Annotated in this window: 16 protein-coding genes, 1 other RNA gene and 1 riboswitch; of the genes, 8 read left to right on the forward strand and 9 right to left on the reverse strand. The window is 47.8% G+C overall.

What is annotated here, in order from left to right:
• Window positions 1–8: 8 nt before the first annotated feature.
• The 4 genes from KO512_RS10960 to KO512_RS10975 all read right to left on the reverse strand — a co-directional run bounded on the left by KO512_RS10960 (window position 9) and on the right by KO512_RS10975 (window position 7,129).
• A complete protein-coding gene (locus KO512_RS10960) occupies window positions 9–1,928 on the reverse strand; it encodes a PHA/PHB synthase family protein (RefSeq protein WP_215952385.1) in 1,920 nt (639 codons plus the stop codon).
• A gap of 269 nt (window positions 1,929–2,197) precedes the next feature.
• Window positions 2,198–3,322, reverse strand: coding sequence for an ABC transporter permease (locus tag KO512_RS10965; protein WP_215952386.1), 1,125 nt, complete (start codon window positions 3,320–3,322; stop codon window positions 2,198–2,200).
• A 3-nt stretch (window positions 3,323–3,325) separates the two neighbouring features.
• On the reverse strand, window positions 3,326–6,109 hold the full coding sequence (gene rbbA, locus KO512_RS10970; protein WP_215952387.1) for a ribosome-associated ATPase/putative transporter RbbA: 2,784 nt from the start codon (window positions 6,107–6,109) through the stop codon (window positions 3,326–3,328).
• A 9-nt stretch (window positions 6,110–6,118) separates the two neighbouring features.
• Entirely contained in the window at window positions 6,119–7,129 is a 1,011-nt protein-coding gene (locus KO512_RS10975) for an HlyD family secretion protein (protein ID WP_215952388.1), read from the reverse strand.
• Window positions 7,130–7,785: 656 nt separating this feature from the next.
• On the opposite strand from KO512_RS10975, the gene KO512_RS10980 reads away from it, so the two are divergent.
• Genes KO512_RS10980 through KO512_RS11000 form a run of 5 tightly spaced genes read left to right on the forward strand, consistent with a single transcriptional unit; the run spans window position 7,786 to window position 12,625 of the window.
• A complete protein-coding gene (locus tag KO512_RS10980) occupies window positions 7,786–9,495 on the forward strand; it encodes a phosphoethanolamine transferase (RefSeq protein WP_215952389.1) in 1,710 nt (569 codons plus the stop codon).
• Between the two features lie 10 nt (window positions 9,496–9,505).
• The gene (locus KO512_RS10985; protein WP_215952390.1) at window positions 9,506–9,904 is read left to right on the forward strand and encodes a diacylglycerol kinase; all 399 of its coding nucleotides are present in this window, start codon (window positions 9,506–9,508) and stop codon (window positions 9,902–9,904) included.
• On the forward strand, window positions 9,901–10,581 hold the full coding sequence (locus KO512_RS10990) for a phosphatase PAP2 family protein (RefSeq protein ID WP_215952391.1): 681 nt from the start codon (window positions 9,901–9,903) through the stop codon (window positions 10,579–10,581). Before KO512_RS10985 ends, KO512_RS10990 begins: the two co-directional genes overlap by 4 nt.
• A gap of 28 nt (window positions 10,582–10,609) precedes the next feature.
• Window positions 10,610–11,365 carry a response regulator transcription factor gene (locus KO512_RS10995; protein ID WP_215952392.1) on the forward strand — a complete coding sequence of 252 codons (756 nt, stop codon included), beginning with the start codon at window positions 10,610–10,612 and terminating at the stop codon, window positions 11,363–11,365.
• Between the two features lie 15 nt (window positions 11,366–11,380).
• A complete protein-coding gene (locus KO512_RS11000) occupies window positions 11,381–12,625 on the forward strand; it encodes a HAMP domain-containing sensor histidine kinase (protein WP_215952393.1) in 1,245 nt (414 codons plus the stop codon).
• A 190-nt stretch (window positions 12,626–12,815) separates the two neighbouring features.
• Here the strand turns inward: KO512_RS11000 and ffs are convergent.
• Window positions 12,816–12,912: signal recognition particle sRNA small type (gene ffs, locus KO512_RS11005), an RNA gene on the reverse strand.
• Between the two features lie 390 nt (window positions 12,913–13,302).
• On the opposite strand from ffs, the gene KO512_RS11010 reads away from it, so the two are divergent.
• The 3 genes from KO512_RS11010 to KO512_RS11020 all read left to right on the forward strand — a co-directional run bounded on the left by KO512_RS11010 (window position 13,303) and on the right by KO512_RS11020 (window position 15,581).
• Window positions 13,303–13,809: a retropepsin-like aspartic protease family protein gene (locus tag KO512_RS11010; RefSeq protein WP_215952394.1), complete on the forward strand. Its 507-nt coding sequence runs from the start codon at window positions 13,303–13,305 to the stop codon at window positions 13,807–13,809.
• Window positions 13,810–13,901: 92 nt separating this feature from the next.
• Window positions 13,902–14,020: riboswitch (SAM-I-IV-variant riboswitch) on the forward strand.
• 40 nt (window positions 14,021–14,060) lie between these two features.
• A complete protein-coding gene (locus KO512_RS11015) occupies window positions 14,061–14,390 on the forward strand; it encodes a hypothetical protein (RefSeq protein WP_215952395.1) in 330 nt (109 codons plus the stop codon).
• Window positions 14,391–14,543: 153 nt separating this feature from the next.
• Window positions 14,544–15,581, forward strand: coding sequence for an ion transporter (locus tag KO512_RS11020; RefSeq protein WP_215952396.1), 1,038 nt, complete (start codon window positions 14,544–14,546; stop codon window positions 15,579–15,581).
• A gap of 40 nt (window positions 15,582–15,621) precedes the next feature.
• On the opposite strand, the gene KO512_RS11025 is transcribed toward KO512_RS11020, so the two are convergent.
• From KO512_RS11025 to KO512_RS11040, 4 genes are all read right to left on the reverse strand, one after another.
• Window positions 15,622–16,167, reverse strand: coding sequence for a VOC family protein (locus tag KO512_RS11025; RefSeq protein WP_215952397.1), 546 nt, complete (start codon window positions 16,165–16,167; stop codon window positions 15,622–15,624).
• Between the two features lie 436 nt (window positions 16,168–16,603).
• Window positions 16,604–17,821 carry a bifunctional alpha/beta hydrolase/OsmC family protein gene (locus tag KO512_RS11030; RefSeq protein WP_215952398.1) on the reverse strand — a complete coding sequence of 406 codons (1,218 nt, stop codon included), beginning with the start codon at window positions 17,819–17,821 and terminating at the stop codon, window positions 16,604–16,606.
• Between the two features lie 121 nt (window positions 17,822–17,942).
• On the reverse strand, window positions 17,943–18,425 hold the full coding sequence (locus KO512_RS11035; RefSeq protein WP_215952399.1) for an FKBP-type peptidyl-prolyl cis-trans isomerase: 483 nt from the start codon (window positions 18,423–18,425) through the stop codon (window positions 17,943–17,945).
• Window positions 18,426–18,490: 65 nt separating this feature from the next.
• A complete protein-coding gene (locus KO512_RS11040; RefSeq protein ID WP_215952400.1) occupies window positions 18,491–18,961 on the reverse strand; it encodes a GreA/GreB family elongation factor in 471 nt (156 codons plus the stop codon).
• Window positions 18,962–19,063 lie beyond the last annotated feature (102 nt).

Here is a 19,063-nt window from a genome sequence, read left to right on the forward strand (position 1 = left end):
TGTTCCCCTTAATCCTGCAAAACATAGGTTCCAGGCGCGTCACAGATAGGCTTCAGCCCACTTTTTTCAGCATCCGCTGGCACAGCGGTTTGCTCACCTGAGCGACTTTTTAACCAGCCAACAAATTCAGGCCACCATGAACCCTCTTGGGTGTCATGTTCAGCAAACCAAGTATCAGGATCCTGATAACGGTCATCATGTTTTTTAGTCCCGATACGATAGCGGCGACGAGGGTGTCCAATCTCAGAGACAATCCCTGCATTGTGGCCACCACTGGTCAACAGGAAGGTAACTTCAGTATCCGCCAGTAGGTTGAGCTTATAAACCGACCGCCAAGGCGCGACATGATCCCGCTCTGTTCCCACCATGAAAACAGGTGCGCGAATATCTGATACAACAATCGCCCGACCATCGACGGTATACCGCCCTTCAGCCAACATATTGTTAAGAAACAGCTGACGCAGGTACTGTGAATGCATTTTGTAAGGCATACGGGTCGCATCACTATTCCAAGCCATCAGATCATTCATGCTAGCCCGTTCGCCCATCAGGTAGTCATGTACCATACGAGACCAGATCAAATCGTTGGAACGTAATAACTGAAAAGCACCCGACATCTGTTTAGTATCGAGGTAACCTTTTTCCCACATCATATCTTCAAGGAAAGTGACCTGACTCTCATTGATAAACAGCATCAACTCACCGGCTTCGGTGAAATCGGTTTGTGCGGCAAACAATGACAAGGTTTTTAAGCGTTCATCGCCATCACGGGCCATCGCCGCCGCCGCAATAGACAGCAACGTACCACCCAAACAATAACCAACGCCATGTATCCGCTGATCCGTAATTTTTCCGATGGCATCCAGTGCATCCATAATGCCGAGAGTACGATAGTCATCCATACCCAAGTCACGATCATCAACGTCAGGGTTCTTCCATGACACCATGAAAACAGTAAAGCCCTGCTCGGTGAGGTATTTAACCAGTGAGTTTTCAGGTGACAGATCAAGAATGTAATACTTCATGATCCAAGCAGGTACGATAAGGATAGGTTCTGGATGAACGAACTCAGTGACTGGATCATACTGAATCAACTCAATCAGATGGTTACGATAAACCACCTTACCTGGGGTAACCGCCAGGTTCTTACCTACCTGAAACGCTTCAGTACCTACGGGTTTTTGACCATTAAGCGTTCGCTGAAAATCATCAATAAAGTTTTCCATGCCGCGCTGTAAGTTCAACCCCCCCTCTCTTTCGGTTTGCTCAAGCAGCTCCGGATTAGTCAGCAGGTAGTTCGATGGCGACAACACATCCAACATCTGGCGTGTCGCGAATTCAACCACATTTTCATGCTGTTGAGTCACACCCCGTACGCCGGTTGTTGCATGGTGCCACCATTGCTGATTAAGCAGAAAGGACTGATAAAAAACATTATACGGCCAGCGCTGCCAAGCTTCGCCACGAAACCGCTTATCCTGTGGTAAAGGCTCAACACAAGGCATAGAGGCATCTTTTGCCAAACCCGTGGCACAAAAACTCGCATAATTAGCAAGGTTTAGCGCTTTTTTAATCGCTTTCTCAAGCAGTTGAGCCTGTTTACCGGGGGCCGATGTAAGGTGTAATGCCCAATCCGCGTAAGCTCCAGCCAAGCCACCCGGCGATAAACCTCCGGTAAAATGGGCCATGGTCGCATTAACCGTCCTATCCACCGTTTCATGTAGTGAAACAGGCGTTGATGTATCCCGTTCAAACAGATGGGTTAAGTACTCAGCCACGCTTGCTGGCAACTTGAGCGTTTGTACCCCTTGAGATGGGGCAGCCGCTTTTGCCTGTGGTTTAACTGGGGACGGTAGTGCTTTTGTTTCATGCACATCAACTGAATCAGTTTGATTATTATCTGCATGTTCTAAGGGTTGCGATTCCATCCTAAATCCCTCTCACAATAATGTTATGAATTATTCTCTTTAATGTTTTCAGTATAGCTCAAATGTTGCAGTGCAGTATTGAGATAGATTAGCTTTAATAGAACTTTTACTGCTTACTTTACTATTTTTTTGTGCATAGCAGCATAAATTATTGATACGCCAATACAAACAGAATAAATCAAGACTCTAGTACCTATTAAAGCAATACAAGGTCACACCGGTCATGTTTATCGATAATCAATGGACGCTTAAAAAGTAGCTCAAACGGCTTAGTGGCTGACGGCAATCGATCGACGGAACAGTCCAAGGCTGGCACTGAAAAACACCAATCCTAGCCCCAGAATATTCAACAATTCAGGCCAGACGATACTGAGATCGGCCCCCCGGAAAACCACCGCTTGAGCGAATGACATATAGTGCCGCGATGGCAGAAACCAGGTTAACGGTTGAATAACCTCGGGCTGACTCTCGATAGGCGTTAAGCCACCGGAAAGCATGATGATGGGCACAATCGCCATGATCATCAACAGCGCAAACTGCGCCATCGTGCGGGCGATAGTGCCCAAAAAGATCCCAATGGCCGCCGCCGCAAACAGATACAGAGTCGTCCCCACCAACAACAATAAACGTGAGCCACTGATCGGCACATCAAGAATAACTTCCACCACAAACCACATCGCCAAGGCAAAGGCGACCAGAATAATCAACCCATTAGCCCATACTTTTGACATCACAATCTGAAAGGAGCTCAAAGGCATAACCAACAGGTGTTCAATCGTACCGTGCTCCCGCTCCCGCAGCAGCGCAGCTCCGGTGAGGATAATGGTAATCATCGAGATCTGATTGATCAGCGCATTGATCGCCCCAAACCACATCCCCGTGCCGTTTGGGTTAAAAGCTCGGCGCTGAACCAGTGTCACAGCATAATCGCTGGTTTCGTCCGAACGATTGATAAAGTGATTAACCTCATCGACCACAATATTTTGAATATAACTATTACCTAGGCTTGCCTGAGTAACTGCGGTCGCATCAATATTGATCTGCACGCTGGGCTGGCGACCGCGGCGCACATCCTCTTCAAAGTTTGGCGGAATCTCCAGCACAAACATATAACGGTCTAAGTCCATCCCCTCATCTAGCTCGGCAGGCGAGATCAATACCGGCGTTTTAAAATAGGGCGGATAGAGCGCATTCGCGATGGCTCGCGAGAGCGCCGAATGATCCTCATCGACGATCGCAATCGACGCGTTATTGACCGATTCACTGGTTGCGGTCGCTTGGGAGTAGATCGCCAAGCTGAACGAATAGATAATCAGCACTACCATCACCACATCGCTGAAAACGCTACGTAGCTCCTTAGTGCCAAGCCAGAAGATGTTGATCCAAGTTTTCATCACTCAGACCTCCTGCTTTTTCAGAAATGCCGCCGCAACCACCACCAAAATAGGGCCTAACAGCGCCAGCACCATAATATCCCCCATCAACTCCGTAAAACTCAAGCCTTTGGTAAAGGCAGCGACACTGAGGTGCATATAATAAGTCGCTGGCCACAAGACACCGATAAGATAGCCGCCACCCTCTAGGGTCGAGGTGGGCTGCACTAAGCCGGAAAAGTTAATGGACGGCATGATTAACAGAATCGCGGTGGCAAACACGGCAGCAACCTGAGATTTAGTGATCGTTGATACCAACAAACCAAAACTGGTTGAGGTAAAGGCATACAGCAACGCGCCTAGCGTTAAACCGGCCAAACTTCCCTTCAGGGGCACATCGAGCAGAAAGACCACCAGCAACGTAAGAATCACAAAGTTAACCATGCCGATAGCGATATAAGGCAGTTGTTTACCAATTAAAAACTCAAATCGGTTAGTCGGGGTCACATAGAAATTGGTGATGGTACCGATCTCTTTCTCCCGCGCCAGACTCACCGCCATCAGAATCGCGGGAAACAATAACAACAACATAGCCGGTGTTTTCGGTCCGATTGAGTAGATAGTTTTAAAGGATGGGTTGTAACGATAGCGAGACTCCTGCGAGACATTCGCCACGGCACTGGCATCGATACCGACATTGGTTGCTAACTGGGTCAGGTAGTGAACATGAGCCCCACTGACATAGCCAGCAATGGTACTGGCCCGGGTGGTATTGGCCCCGTCGATCCACGCGGAAACACTGGGGGTCTCACCCTTTTTCAATTGCCGTCCAAAGCCCGACGGTATCTCAATCGCGAGGGTAATATCATTGGAGACCAAACGCCGCTCAAGCTCCTCTTTACTCTGCAACGCAGGTTGTTCACTAAAGTAGCGCGAACCTTCAAAGTTACTCAAATATTCGCGACTCTCTGGGGTACGATCGTTATCCAGCACCGCATAGGTGAGGTTTTCAACATCCAAAGAGATCCCGTAGGCGATCACGATCAGCAGCATCGAGCTACCGAGAAATGCGAACGCCATCCGCACGGGGTCACGCATCACCTCCATGATCTCACGATAGCTGTACGCCAGCAGTCGATTAAGACTGAAGCCATGAATTTTCGCATTCGCGGGCCGAGATGCCATCACGCCGGCATCCTGCCCAGCGTCCTGCGTTAGCACCGGGGTCTTGGCTTCATCACCATGCTCAACGACTGTGCTCCCCTTCTTCGCAATAGCATCTTCAAGGTAGCTAATAAATGCGTCTTCTAATGAGGCCGCGCCTTTGGCTTCCACCAGATGCTGTGGCTCATCATAGACCAGCACCTGACCGGCGTGCATCAGAGAGATACGGTCGCAGCGCAACGCCTCATTCATAAAGTGGGTCGAGATAAAGATCGTCACCTTATCTTTTCGTGACAACTCAACCAGTAGCTCCCAGAAGCTATCTCGGGCGACAGGGTCGACGCCTGATGTTGGCTCATCAAGAATCAGCATTTCCGGCTCATGAATCACCGCTACCGCCAATGAAAGTCGCTGACGCATCCCCAAGGGCAATGACGAGGCCAAGGCGTCCATATGTTCACCTAGGCTGAAGCGTTTAACGAGGGCGGCAATACGTTCGCTGGCTTTTTCCGACGGCAGGTGAAATAGCCGTGCATGCAAGATTAAGTTCTGCGCAACCGTCAGCTCACCATAGAGGGAAAAAGCCTGGGTCATAAAACCGACCCGTTTACGGGTTTCTAAATCACCGGCATTCACCGGTTTGCCGAACAGAAAAGCCTCACCCTCGGATACCGGTAACAGGCCGGTTAACATCTTCATAGTGGTGGTCTTACCACAGCCGTTCGAACCGAGAAAACCAAAGATCTCGCCAGCCTGAATCTCAAAGCTGACGTTATCCACCGCGGTAAAGTTACCGAAGCGGCGAGTTAACCCTTTAGCAACAATGGCAGGGGTTGCTTCACTTTTTTCCAGCGGAGGGATGACCAGTTCGATCATATCACCGCGCTTATCCTCAGGCAGCATACGCACGAAGGCGGTTTCTAAATCATCGGCCCCCGTACGCGCCTTAAGTTCTGCCGGTGTACCGGTATCCAGAACTCGCCCGGCATCCATCGCAACCAGCCAGTCAAAGCCTTCCGCTTCATCCATATAGGCGGTGGACACCAACACACTCATGCTAGGCCGCTCTTCACGGATGGCGGCGATCAATTGCCAAAACTGCCGTCGAGACAGTGGATCAACACCGGTGGTTGGCTCATCCAAGATCAACAGATCAGGGTCATGTATCAATGAACAACAAAGCCCCAGCTTCTGTTTCATACCCCCTGATAAGTTGCCCGCTTGGCGTGACAGGAACGGATCTAACCCTGTTGCTTGGGTTAACCTCGCGATACGAGCCTTACGTTCAGCCGGCCCTTGGCCAAAAAGCTTGCCAAAGAAATCGAGGTTTTCCTTAACACTGAGTTCGGCATAAAGATTCTTACCAAGCCCTTGGGGCATATAGGCAATCCCTGGGCCGACAAGATCACGGTGCGCAGTTAACACCATATCGCCACCGAGCACCTCAAGATGCCCTTGCTGTAGTTTGCGCGCGCCAGAAATAAGTCCCATCAGGGTCGATTTGCCAACACCATCGGGCCCTAGCAAACCCACCATCAAACCAGCGGGAATATCCAGAGTAATATCATCGACAGCGGCAACCTGTTTATAAGTGTGCGTAACACCTTGAAGCCGAGCGATCGGGCGATCTTGTTGAGCCATCATTGGCACCCGTTAGTTGTTGCTGGTAGCTGAATTGACCATTGTGGGCAGCTTCTGAAGAAATTCTGGCCACTCCGAGGGCTGTTCACCCGGCAGCGGTGCCAGACGAATATATGCCACCCCACGCACGCCAGTTTTAACACGATCAATATAGGCCTGCACCAAGGCTTCCGGCACCCGCACCTTAACCCGGAACATCAGTTTTTCCCGCTCGCTCGCGGTTTCGACCTCTTTCGGGGTAAATTGTGATTCCGGTGAAACAAAGCTAACCTTGGCGGGAATAGCCACATCGAGAATATCCAGTTTAACCCGCGCCTCGGCACCGATAGAAACACGATATGCTTGGGATGACGGTAAAAAAGTTTCCATATAGACATCGGCTAGATTAATCAGTGTTAGCACCTTGCCGCCGCTACCCAATACTTCACCCGGCTCCGCGAGACGATATAACACCCGGCCAATACTTGGAGCAACCAGTGTTGCATCATCAATCTGTGTTTGAATACCTTGAGCATCCGCCCGCGCAGCATCCACATTACGTTGCCGCGATACCAGAGTCGCCTCAGCAGCCTTAAGATTGGCCTTTGCAACCGCCACGGTACTCACATTCGTATCGTATGATTCCTTACTGGTATGGCCCCGTTTGAGTAGTTCGCTCGCCCGAGTCAACTCTTGCTGCGCTAAAACCAGTTTAGCCTTAGCCTGCGCAATCGACGCTTCGGCGGCGGCCACCTGACTTTCAGCACTGGCAATCTCAGCATCGGCCCGCAATAACTGTGCGCGTAACTGCGCCGTATCGATCATCGCAACCGTCTGACCGGGCTGAACAAGATCGCCCTCCTGCGCCGACACCGTTTCTACACGGCCGGCAATTTTAGTTGCGACATCCATTTGCACCGCTTCAATTCGCCCATTACCCGAAGCGATATCCGTTGGTAAGCTAGGCGCTTGAAAGTACTGCCACAGCAACCAACTTGCGGCAACGGCCAGTATTAAACACACACCGATTATGACTCGCTTCACGTTATTCTCCATTATCCAAACATCGTCAACTGATAACGACAAAGCCGCTTTACCTATCTGTGGTCAGCAATGTCTGTACTGTACTTCCATTGTTAGTCTATTTAAGCGTCAAGGAGGGGCACGTTGTGCGCTCGGCAGTAGCCATCGTATGCACGGTGGTTTTAATCTGTCGTTTCATCGAAAAAGCTAACCAATCCCGAGAGCCCCTAATACTGTCATCCTGACCTGAAACAAACTTAAGCCATTACTCCATACGATTGAGTAATGTTAAATAGTATAAACGAACCGCCCATAATTTCATCGACCTCAGTCAACGATGGGGACAGTAACGGCCAAACCCCCATAAAGTGTCAGTGACTAAAATGTCAGTGACATAGGCAGACCTGAACAGAAATTTAAATTAGCATACTCTAAATTAGCATTCAAACCATACTCCTAAACGAGTTATAACAATAGATTCACCTAACAAAAAACTATGATCTAGTGAAACACCCTATTGAATAGCCAGCGAAGCATTTAACAGCGACACCCAACGACTATCGCTAATTGCCCATCACCTTCACAGTTTGATATTTCCTTGATGTTTCCTTGATACTGACATGACGGTAGCTCTTCGATAATCCCACTTCCAACCTTACCCTTGCGGTAAGACAACCATGAATGTGGGTTTTCAAGCTATGTCGTTTGCCATTAAAAAAATCTTTAAGAAACTGCCTAACCAATGCTCCAGTTGGCTAATGACGCTACTGGTATCGACCTATTTAATGGCGATGTTCAATACGAATTTCTTATCCACTGTCTACGATATTCATGGCGTTAACAGCTTCAAAGACCTGCTATTTATGGTGGGATTGTTCTTTTTCTTCATGGCTATTTTTAATTTATTTTTAACGTTATTAGCGCTTCCCTGGGTGTTGAAACCGGTGATTATTACGCTGCTGATCAGCGCATCAGTGGCGACTTACTTCATGCAGACGTACAACATCATGATCGATAAAACCATGATCATGAATATGATGCAGACCGACCTTAAAGAAAGCACCGAGTTATTCAGTCTCAGTCTATTGGTCTACGTTACTCTGACGGGCGTCTTGCCTGCCCTATGGGTTTGGCATGTACAGATCAACTATGGCTCGCCGTTGAGGTTCCTGCTAACGAAAATCACGACATTCGTGGCCATTTCCCTTGTCGTTGGTCTTATCGCAGTGACTTTCTATCAGGACTACGCCTCACTTTTTCGTAACCACCGGTATGTGCGTGACCTGATCGTCCCTGTCAACTATGTCTACTCTTTGCAGTCCTATGCGAAACACTTTCTGCCGAAAAACAAACGCGAATTTCAAACCGTTGGTGCCGATGCACATCTTGGATCAAGCTGGCAGGGTAATGCTCAGAAAAAAGTGGTCACCATTCTTGTGGTGGGTGAAACGGCTCGTCGAGCCAATTTCTCACTCTACGATTACCCCCGTGAAACGACGCCCAATTTAAGCCAACAAAACATTATCAGCTTTAGTGATTTTTCCTCTTGCGGAACATCTACAGCGGTCTCTTTACCCTGTATGTTTTCGAACATGGACCGCTCTGACTATGAGCATGATCAAGCGATCAATTCCGACAACTTATTAGATGTATTACAACGATCGGGGCTTAGCGTTATCTGGGAAGATAATAATTCCGGCTGCAAAGGTGTTTGCAACCGTGTTGAGAGTATCAATTTAATGGACGCCGATAACCCGAATCTATGCCATGACGGTGAATGTTACGACATGATTCTACTCGAAAAGCTTGAGCAGACGCTTAATGCATCAGATAACAATGCGGTCATTGTCTTGCATCAAAAGGGTAGCCACGGCCCTAGCTATTTTTTGCGTACCCCTGAGGCGTTTAGAAAATTCTCACCTGTCTGTGACACGAACCAACTGCAAGAGTGCAGCCAGCAGGAAATCATCAATGCCTATGACAACACCATTCTCTACACCGATTATTTTCTGTCAGAAGTGATCAACTTTCTAAAATCCAGAAGTGATCAATATGACTCAAGCATGCTGTATCTCTCTGATCACGGGGAATCACTTGGCGAAAACAACTTATATCTGCACGGTGTGCCCTACATGTTGGCACCTCATGAACAAACCGAGGTGCCATTTCTCTTCTGGATGGATGACGGCTTCGCTAATCGTTTTTCGATCGATAAAAACTGCTTAGACGACAAACGCAAGCGCCACTTTAGCCACGATAACTTGTTTGACTCCATGCTAGGATTGTTAGATGTGCAGACCGACGCTTACCGTCCAGAAATGGATATTTTCAGCAGCTGTCGATCCATTAACCAAGCATCAACCATTGCCGCCACATCCCATGAATAGAAGAGTCATCATGTTAAAAACTGAACAACAACCGCTAACCACAGACGCATCGGCCTTTAAAGGTATCAAAGGCGTCAAGCGGTTAGTGTTAGCCACAGGCTATTCAATCAAAGGTTTTCAAGCGGCATGGCAGCATGAGGCCGCGATTCGACAAGAAACACTCGGTGCACTGGTACTGATTCCCTTGGCGCTTTATCTTGGTCAAGATTCAGTTGAGCGTATTTTATTGATCGGCAGTGTTCTACTGCTGATCCTTGTTGAACTGCTGAACTCAGCGATCGAAGCGGTCGTTGACCGTATCGGCGTCGAACTCCATGAACTGAGCGGTAGAGCAAAAGATATGGGCTCGGCTGCGGTTTTTGTTGCATTAATCGTTATGCTCATGACATGGATATTAATCATTCTATGAACAGATCGCTCTATTATCACTGGATCATTCCTCTGCCTCTCTTATTGATAGCGACCTACCTGCTAGATGGTCGTGGCTTTGATTTACAATTAGCCGATGCTATTTACGCCTTCGAGGGAGACAGCTGGAACTTCAAGAGTAGCTGGCTATTAGAAACGGTTATACATAAAGGGGGGCGAATACTCGTTGGCGTCCTCATTCTTTTAAATCTAGGGGCGCTAGCCAGCACTTGGCTAAGTCAAAGAATGCGGCCCTATCGGGCAGGCTTAGGCTATCTATTGGCTGCGGTGATAATCTCTCTTCTGCTCATTTCTGGTTTGAAGGGCATTACCCATATTGCTTGCCCATGGGATTTTCAGCGCTATGGGGGCGATCAGCTTTATGCCCCCATTATGAATACTCTCTTTGGCTCTAGTACTGTGCGCTGTTTCCCTGCGGGACATGCCAGTGGTGGTTATGCTTGGGTAGCACTTTATTTTTTTTGTCGTCTTTATAAGCCACAATGGCGTATGGCGGCGCTTTCTTTTAGCTTATTACTGGGTATGGCGTTCGGACTGTCGCAACAGTTTCGCGGCGCTCACTTCCTCTCCCATGACCTTTGGACATTAGCAATCTGCTGGTATACGGCTCTAGCAGGCTATCACTGGCTGTTTCGCCACCGTACAGCCGCGCCTTAATATGCTATAAGAACATCTCAGCGCCTGAATGCAGATTACCGCTGGCCTATATGAACTTACCCAAATATTTACCCATACGGACAGCGTTATGACACCGCCGATCAACTCTAAACGTAAGCTGCTCATCGTTGAGGACAATAAACGACTGGCGGAAAACCTGTTTGAGTATCTAGGCGAGGATAAATATGAGCTTGATTACGCCGCCGATGGTCTAACAGCACTCCACTTATTGGCGAGTCATACCTATGACGTAATCATTCTGGATATTATGCTGCCGGGGGTAAACGGGTTAACCATTTGTCGCCGAATAAGAGAAGATCTTAATTCTTCGGTTCCCGTATTAATGCTCACGGCGAGAGACTCGATTGAAGATAAGACAGAAGCATTTGATAACGGCGCCGATGACTATTTAATCAAACCCTTTCATATGAAAGAGCTTGAACTGCGCATACAAGCGTTATGTCGTCGTCAGCAAGCTAATCATGACTGTTTAACGGCTAAAAATATTCGCTATTATCCAGGCACTTTAACCGTCAAACTGCCGGATCAAAGCGAGCTGAGATTAATAGGTTATGCCGCAACCATCTTTGAAGCATTAATGAGAAAGTATCCCGACTATGTTAATTATCAACACCTCAGTACGGATATCTGGGGTCATCCAGATGGGGATATTAATGTCATTCGAACCCATGTCTATGTGTTACGAAAAACCTTAAAAAACGCTTATGGTCAAGACATAATCCAAACACTTCACGGACGCGGGTATTGCCTTGCTCCCGCCTAGCGCATAGGTAGCTATATGGAACGTTCAATTTCCAGCCGCATTAAAAAACTGTTTTTCTGGACCTATACGCTCAGCGTCTTAGTGGTACTCTTCACCGCCTGGCTCTTTCTGGAATTTATGGAAGACACCATGATGAGAATGGACAAGCAGTCGGAAATAGAGCATCTACTGAGTCGTCACGATACGGATCAGGTGGTACAGGTAAAATCAGCGATGTTAACCCTAACCTACCTGCCAACCCATACGTCTGAAATAGAAAACCTCCCTATCATTTTTCGCAACCTCCCCATCCCTTATGAAGGTGAAGTCGAATTTTTAGACAAAGAGTATATGGTCATTATCGATAAGGTCCCTGGGGGTACTTTCTTTCTTGCAAAAGACCAGTCGCTCTTTGGTCAATATGAAGCCCTGATGATATCTGTCCTGTTGAGCCTACTGGTGATAGCCATTCTATTGGGGTATGGCCTATCGATAATCATAAGCCGTATGGTTTCAAGTCCCGTTACACAGCTGACACAAGATATTCAGGCTATCGACAGTCACCTCACATACCTACCCGTTACCTATAAAGATGCAGAATTAAACCGAATCTCCGCCTGTTTCAATGCCTTTCTGAGTAAGATCGATGCCCTGATCAAACGAGAACGCTCGCTCATCACAATGGCCAGTCACGAACTGAGAACCCCCGTCGCGGTTATTCTTGGGGCTGCTGAGGTCATTGAACATAGACAGCAGTTACAGGCTGACGACCAAAAGACGCTAAAGAGAATCATCAATTCAGCGGCCATCATGTCTGACAATATCAAAGCACTCTTAACCATCGTACGGCAGACAAAAGACTCCTCAGCGAATGAACCCTTCTCGCTGCTAGCACTTGCGAATGATGTGACCGCGAACATTATTGATGCCACCCCCAGCTCAAAAGAGCGGATAGACATTCAGCCATTGGAGGGAGATAGCTTAATCGAAGCGGATAGTAACATTGTAAGAATTCTGCTGAGCAACCTCATCAATAACGGGCTTAACCACAATGAGGGGAAAGTCATTGTCGTCATCTCTGATCAATTCATCGAGGTGTGGGATGAGGCCGAAAGGTTAGCCATCAACAAGCTGGACAGTACATTAGTGACCGATGCAAAAGAAAGCCATGGTCTAGGCCTCTATATTGTCACGCTCATCTGTGAACAACTGGGATGGAGATTCACGCTGGAACATACGCCAACCAAAGGAACCTATGCCCGCATCGTCTTTCAACCGTAGAGTGAACGTTGGCGAGCGACCCTTTAAATGCAGGCGTTCGAGGCATCCACAGATATCGAGACAGACAAACTTAAAACGGTTGCAGGAAAGATACTTAAAAAATCGCGATATAACGCAGAAACGGCCTTATCTTCAAACTAGATAGAATGATGATATAGATAAAACAATAAGATGCGGTATTGGGTGGTAGCCCCACCAGCCACATCCCGGCACACGAATCCACCGCTGTGGCTGCTCCCTTCCAGGCCTGACCAGGTTCACGGTTTATCGTTGCGGGAGGACCAATGGAGCCACCATAACGTGACCATTAAGGTCGTCTCGAACGAGACAGGCGGGCAGTATAACAGCCTGTTCGATAGATGCAAACCCGATTGTCGCCGCGACCTAAAACTAATAGTACCAACGCTTAAAGATGGTTAGAAAACAACCATTAATAGGCCCATAGAAACTCGCGACGGCGGTGTCTGATCGCTGCCAAGCCCATCAATTCCTTACGTTCATCGCACTAAAAAAATTTCCCACTTCAACCCTCTGAGATTAAGATAACTTTTCAACCACTGACCTCGTTAAATGAAAACACCATGATAAGATCACAAACAGCGGTAACGCGGAGTCTACTACTCGCGCCCTGCTCATCAGATTAACATCGAACGTCTACCCAAAAGAATAGGAGCATTATGAAACAAGATAGCAGCCGACGTTTCGTCGCTCGCCTCTTTACCCATCTAACTTGGGTCATCATACTGGGGCTGTTTTATCTATTCTTTCAGGATAAATGGCTGCAACAAAATGATCCCAATCATGGGCTGATGAGCGCTACAAACAACGCACCGGTCGTGCTGCAACGTAACCGTCAGGGCCACTATATAGCCCCCGGCAAAATAAATGGCCAGAACGTACGTTTCCTCCTCGATACCGGCGCAACGGATATCAGCATTCCCGGCACACTGGCAGATCAACTCAACCTGAAACCGGGCAGAGCCTCATACGCCAGCACCGCTAACGGCACCATTAAAGTCTATCAGACCACGCTCGATTCAGTCGCACTGGGCGGTCTCTCACTTAATCAGGTATCGGCTCATATTAACCCCCATATGCAAGGTGATACGGTATTGCTGGGCATGAGTTTTTTGCAGCACCTCGAATTGACTCAGCGAGGTAATACGCTAACACTCAAACGCTGATCACGCGCTTAATATCCCTATCTTTCACTGGCTTGCTTGCACCCAACGAATCATTGCCTTAAACTTGTCGTTAAGTTCGTTTTTATACATTATTTCAACATCAAGAGAAGGGCTGACGTCCTCGCCAACCTGCCCGCTTGGGTAAGGTGGTTGTTTTGCTGCTGATTATCGCAAAACGATGTGGTCACTACCGACAAAATCAGGGAACCCCCACGCACAACGTCAGCTCTCATGAAAATGGGAGCAGATCCATGTTTGAAGCACATATTTATACAGAAGCGGCTAGTCCGGAAGCAGACTTAAACCACCGCTCTGTAAAACCGAACACCCCAGCAAACTGCTGGCACAATATCTACCAGTGTAATGTTCGTTACTGGATGGCTGAAGGTAAACGCCAAGCACGGGATACACTGTTTCTCTATATTGAATATTGCAACCGAGATAACAGTCACGGTTATAAACTCATTGAAATACCAAAAACCGCTTTGACGGTTGATGGTGCACAGAGCATTATTTCCCAAGCGTTACTTAGCAAACAGCTCGACCCCATTAAAACTGAGCAATGGTGTAAGGCTTTTTAACGCCAAGTTGACACTCCCCGTGCTGCCTGAATAATTCAACAGGCAGCCTCTCCTGTTTGTTTTTCATGACATCACATCTCGCAGAAATGACTTTATAATCAACCCCTTTTGCCGATACTATTGATTATTCGCACAATAATAATCAGGTTGGCCATGCGCTCTATACGTAAACTGACGTACGAAATCCTTGAGATCGGTAGCAATCAACACCTCCTTGGAAAAGCCATTCAGATTTTTCTGATCGTCTTGATATCGCTCAATGTCCTCTGTGTCATTTTGGAAACCATGCCCTCCAACAATATCCAAGAACACCGTTGGTTTGATCAGTTTGAGGTTTTCTCCGTTATTATTTTCAGTATTGAATATATGGCCCGAGTCTGGAGCAGCATCGAAAACAAAGATATTAAGCATGGCCACCCACTATGGAGCCGGCTACGTTATATGCTGACACCACTGGCACTGATCGATCTCTTAGTTATTCTACCGTTTTTTCTCAGCATGATGATGCTCGTCGATTTACGTTTTATGCGAGTATTACGTTTACTGCGGGTGTTCAAACTCACTCGCTATTCAGCCTCCATGTCGCTGTTATTACAGGTGTTACGGCGCGAAGCCCGATCAATTGGGGCTGCCTTGTTTATGATTTTGATGCTGATCATCCTCGCTTCTAGCCTGATCTACTATGCTGAACACCGCGCTCAACCCGAGGTTTTCAGTAGCATCCCGGCGGCGATGTGGTGGGCCATTGTCACCATGACTACTTTGGGATACGGCGATGTTATTCCCATCACTGTCATGGGCAAGATAATGGCATCTATCATTAGCATTATGAGTTTAGGTATCGTCGCCCTCCCCGCCGGTATACTGGCATCGGGCTTTAACGAGGCGATCAGAGAACGGCGCAGAACCTATGAAAAGATGGTTCATATGGCCATTCAGGATGGGGTCGTTGATTCCATCGAGCAAAAAGCGCTGAATCAGATGCGTGAGGCTCTCGGTATTAGTAAAGAAGATGCTGCCAATATTATGCATAGCAGCCTTAGCCGGAGCATGGAAAAACACCTAGAACGGGATATGGATAAATTACGTAATGAGATTGATTCGGTGCTTCACGATCGCTGCCCCCATTGCCATTACAATGTTAAATGGCTAGAACGACGTAAACCGCCAACAGACAGCCAAAAAAGTTAAAACGGAGAAAACTCTCCGCTTTAACGCCGTCCGTCTTATTTTAATCCAGCCCGTTAAACTCGCCCTCATGCAACCAGGCTGCATGTTTAGGTGCCTTTTTAGTACGTGACCACTCTTCCAGCATCAACGGCGCGACTCTTTTCAACTCAGCCATCTGCGCCTCACTGCCCTTAGTATGGGTCAGTTCGAGGCGATGACCATTGGGATCAAAAAAGTAGATTGAACGGATAATGCCATGCTCTGTCGGCCCGATAACATCGATGCCCTTCGCTTCAATATCGGCTTTCGCGGCCAATAACGCGGCTTCATCTTTCACCCGAAAAGCGATGTGTTGCACCCATGCAGGGGTATTCTGATCTCTGTCCATTTTCGGCTTAGTCGGCAGTTCAAAGAAAGCCAAAATATTGCCATTGCCGGCATCCAAAAACAGATGCATATAGGGATCAGGCTCTTTAGTTGAAGGCACCCGATCTTCAGCAATCGCCACCAAAAATTCCATATTCAGAACATTCTTATAAAACTCAACCGTTTCTTTGGCATCGTTACAGCGATACGCTACATGATGTATCTGTTCAATTTCGATCATGGGCCAACCTCATAATAATCATTATTCTTGTTATCTTGCTGTTATCCCAAAAGTATCACTTCAATTTCATGCCGGCTATACAGCCAATATCCACAACGATTCAAAGAATGAGATAATTATTGATAACCATCTGTTTTTATTGAGTTATTTCTCGATAAAGCGATTATGCGGCAACTGGAAATTGTCTTTTTCAAGAAGATATTGATGAAACATCAATGGTTATGATCGCTTACATCGACAAATCTAAGTGGATGAGCCTCAAGTCACTCGAAGTCATCTCGGTCAAACAGATCAAATAGCGGAAGAGTAACAACATCACGATAAAGTAATGGCCCTGAACATCATCAATGCGACAACCAACCGGATGGCCACAAACACAAGGCTGAGCTATCCGGTCGATTTAGTTAGCGGTTTTGAATAACCGCCAAGATTAGATTTACTCGATTAATCGAGTGACGATATTAATCTCGCCTTCCAAGGTTCGGTGCACAGGACAACGGTCGGCAATTTCCATTAGGCGTTGCCGCTGCGCCTCGGTTAACTCGCCGGTAAGGGTGATGCGCCGCTCAAACTGATCGACCTTGCCGCTACGTTGTTCGCAAGTAACACAATCCTGAGCATGTACTTTGTCATGGGTCACATCCACCTGCACATGTTCCAAAGGTAGCTTTTTCAGTCGCGCATACATTCTAATCGTCATTGAGGTACAGGCGCCTAGTCCAGCAGCCACCAACTGATAGGGGCTAGGTCCCAGATTGCTGCCACCGTAGCTAACCATTTCATCAGCGATCAGGTGATACCCTGCGGCACTAATATCTTGAGTAAAACTATCCGGATCAGCCTCACTCACCCGAATAACCCCTTCCGGCGCATTAATATACTTCGGTAATAGCTGTACATCGATATAACGCTGCGCCCAAGTCGATATCACTTCCGCCGCATAGTCAGCATCCTCCTGTCGACTAAGAAGATGATCGGCAGAATCCAGAGTAACAAAACTCTTAGGGTGTTTAGCCATTTGAAAGATCTGCGCAGCATTATCCACAGGTACCGTTTCATCTAACGGTGCATGCATCACCAATAATGCTTTACGTAACCCTTTGACGGCTTTTTCTAGTGACGCCGATGAGATATCTTCAAGAAACTCGCGCTTAATGGTGAATGGACGCCCGCCAAGACTAACATTAGCTTCACCTTCCGCGCAGATGGTATCGATATGCTCATCAAAGTTATGCAGTAGATGTTTTGGATCAGCCGGAGCACCGATGGTCACCACCGCCTTCGCCTCAGGCACTTGGCTAGCAATCGCCAGCACCGCTGCTCCGCCAAACGAGTGACCAATCAACAACTGAGGAGCGGCGTAATGCTCACGCAGAAAATCCGCGGCTAACAGCAGATCCTGCATATTGGAGCTAAATCCCGTATTGGCAAATTCACCTTCGGAATGCCCCAGACCGGTAAAATCAAAGCGTAATACCGCAATGCCTAAAGAGGCTAAACGCTGAGCAATTCGGCGGGAAGCTTGCAGATCTTTCGAACAGGTAAAACAGTGGGCAAACAGCGCATAGGCTGCCGGTTTGCCCACCGGTAGATCCAATCTTGCCGCTAATAACGAGCCATCATGGCCAGTAAACTCTAAACGTTCCGTTTTCATAGCACCTTCCTCAATTGTCTTCGATACTAAGTATTAATCAGACAGAGGCGATGAGCTATTTATTTTTCGCTATGGAGCAGATTGGTAAGATAAATTAGAACAACCGACTGATCGGTATCCCTCAGTGGTGATGACCTCCCGCACCGTGTGCGTGACCATGGGCGACCTCTTCGGCGGTTGCATCGCGAATATCAAGAATATCGATATCGAAGGTCAGCTCCTTGCCGGCCAGCGGGTGGTTGTTATCCACAGTCACCATAAATTTACCGACCTTAACCACGGTCACTTGGCGCTGCCCCTGTTCAGTTTGAACGGTGCCCACCATACCCGGCCGCCATTTTTTTGCGCCCTGTAGATGTTTAACTGGGATACGTTGCTCCGAATCGGGCTGATGTTCGCCATAAGCGTCTTTTGCCGCGAGAGTAACGGAAAAAGTATCGCCCACCGCTTTGCCTTCCATCGCCTGTTCGAGACCTTTAATCATATTATTATGGCCGTGCAGGTAAGCCATAGGAGAGCCACCCCGGGTGGTTTCTTCAACCGTTTTGTCAGCATCGTGCAGCGCGTAATGAAACTGAACAACTTTGTCTTTGGTAATACTCATGGTAATTCCTTAAGTGACTGAGCGATTAAACAGCTCATAAAACGATTGGCGCTGATTATACGGCATCAGCGTAGATTGGTAATCTCAAATTCACCCTGCGGCAAACTTATCTGGTCACCGATATAGCGCCCTATTAGTGCGGCTCCTAAGGGGGCTTCCGGCGTTATGACCGTGACCTTAGACGCGTCGAAGTCAATTTTCATTCCCCCACCGGCGACCCCAATAAATAGCTGTTTTTCTACGCCACGACTGTCTTCTAGGGTAATGAGTGCCGCTAACCCCGCGGGGCTATCCTCGTTGAACGCGCTAACCGGCATCTGCCCATAGGCGGCGATATCATGTTCGAGTGCCTGCACTCGCATAGACTGCCCGTGGGCTAAATAGGACGCTTCAAGACCAAGGGTGTCATATTGATTCTCCGCCACGCTCTCTTCATGGGTGGCCGCATCATGGGCATCGTTAGCGGCCGCCACCATCACGGCAAGATCTGCCTGAAGCTTATCGATAATTTGCACTATTAGCTGTTGTTTATCCATATATCCACCTATGACTCAACCGCTGCAGTATCGCCATTAAAGGGTAAAAAAGAAACACTCTATTCACACACTTTAAGGGTGATTTATGGGATAATGCGCCGC

It is taken from the genome of Amphritea atlantica, assembly GCF_018860855.1.
Taxonomy (GTDB): domain Bacteria; phylum Pseudomonadota; class Gammaproteobacteria; order Pseudomonadales; family Balneatricaceae; genus Amphritea; species Amphritea atlantica_A.

Coding starts and splice junctions, on each gene's coding strand:
- KO512_RS11010 (WP_215952394.1), top strand. CDS start 13,303: ATGAAACAAGATAGCAGCCGACGTTTCGTCGCTCGCCTCTTTACCCAT.
- KO512_RS10960 (WP_215952385.1), bottom strand. CDS start 1,928: ATGGAATCGCAACCCTTAGAACATGCAGATAATAATCAAACTGATTCA.
- KO512_RS10990 (WP_215952391.1), top strand. CDS start 9,901: ATGAACAGATCGCTCTATTATCACTGGATCATTCCTCTGCCTCTCTTA.
- KO512_RS11040 (WP_215952400.1), bottom strand. CDS start 18,961: ATGGATAAACAACAGCTAATAGTGCAAATTATCGATAAGCTTCAGGCA.
- KO512_RS11000 (WP_215952393.1), top strand. CDS start 11,381: ATGGAACGTTCAATTTCCAGCCGCATTAAAAAACTGTTTTTCTGGACC.
- KO512_RS10980 (WP_215952389.1), top strand. CDS start 7,786: ATGAATGTGGGTTTTCAAGCTATGTCGTTTGCCATTAAAAAAATCTTT.
- KO512_RS11035 (WP_215952399.1), bottom strand. CDS start 18,425: ATGAGTATTACCAAAGACAAAGTTGTTCAGTTTCATTACGCGCTGCAC.
- KO512_RS10985 (WP_215952390.1), top strand. CDS start 9,506: ATGTTAAAAACTGAACAACAACCGCTAACCACAGACGCATCGGCCTTT.
- rbbA (WP_215952387.1), bottom strand. CDS start 6,109: ATGATGGCTCAACAAGATCGCCCGATCGCTCGGCTTCAAGGTGTTACG.
- KO512_RS10965 (WP_215952386.1), bottom strand. CDS start 3,322: ATGAAAACTTGGATCAACATCTTCTGGCTTGGCACTAAGGAGCTACGT.
- KO512_RS11015 (WP_215952395.1), top strand. CDS start 14,061: ATGTTTGAAGCACATATTTATACAGAAGCGGCTAGTCCGGAAGCAGAC.
- KO512_RS11020 (WP_215952396.1), top strand. CDS start 14,544: ATGCGCTCTATACGTAAACTGACGTACGAAATCCTTGAGATCGGTAGC.
- KO512_RS11025 (WP_215952397.1), bottom strand. CDS start 16,167: ATGATCGAAATTGAACAGATACATCATGTAGCGTATCGCTGTAACGAT.
- KO512_RS11030 (WP_215952398.1), bottom strand. CDS start 17,821: ATGAAAACGGAACGTTTAGAGTTTACTGGCCATGATGGCTCGTTATTA.
- KO512_RS10995 (WP_215952392.1), top strand. CDS start 10,610: ATGCAGATTACCGCTGGCCTATATGAACTTACCCAAATATTTACCCAT.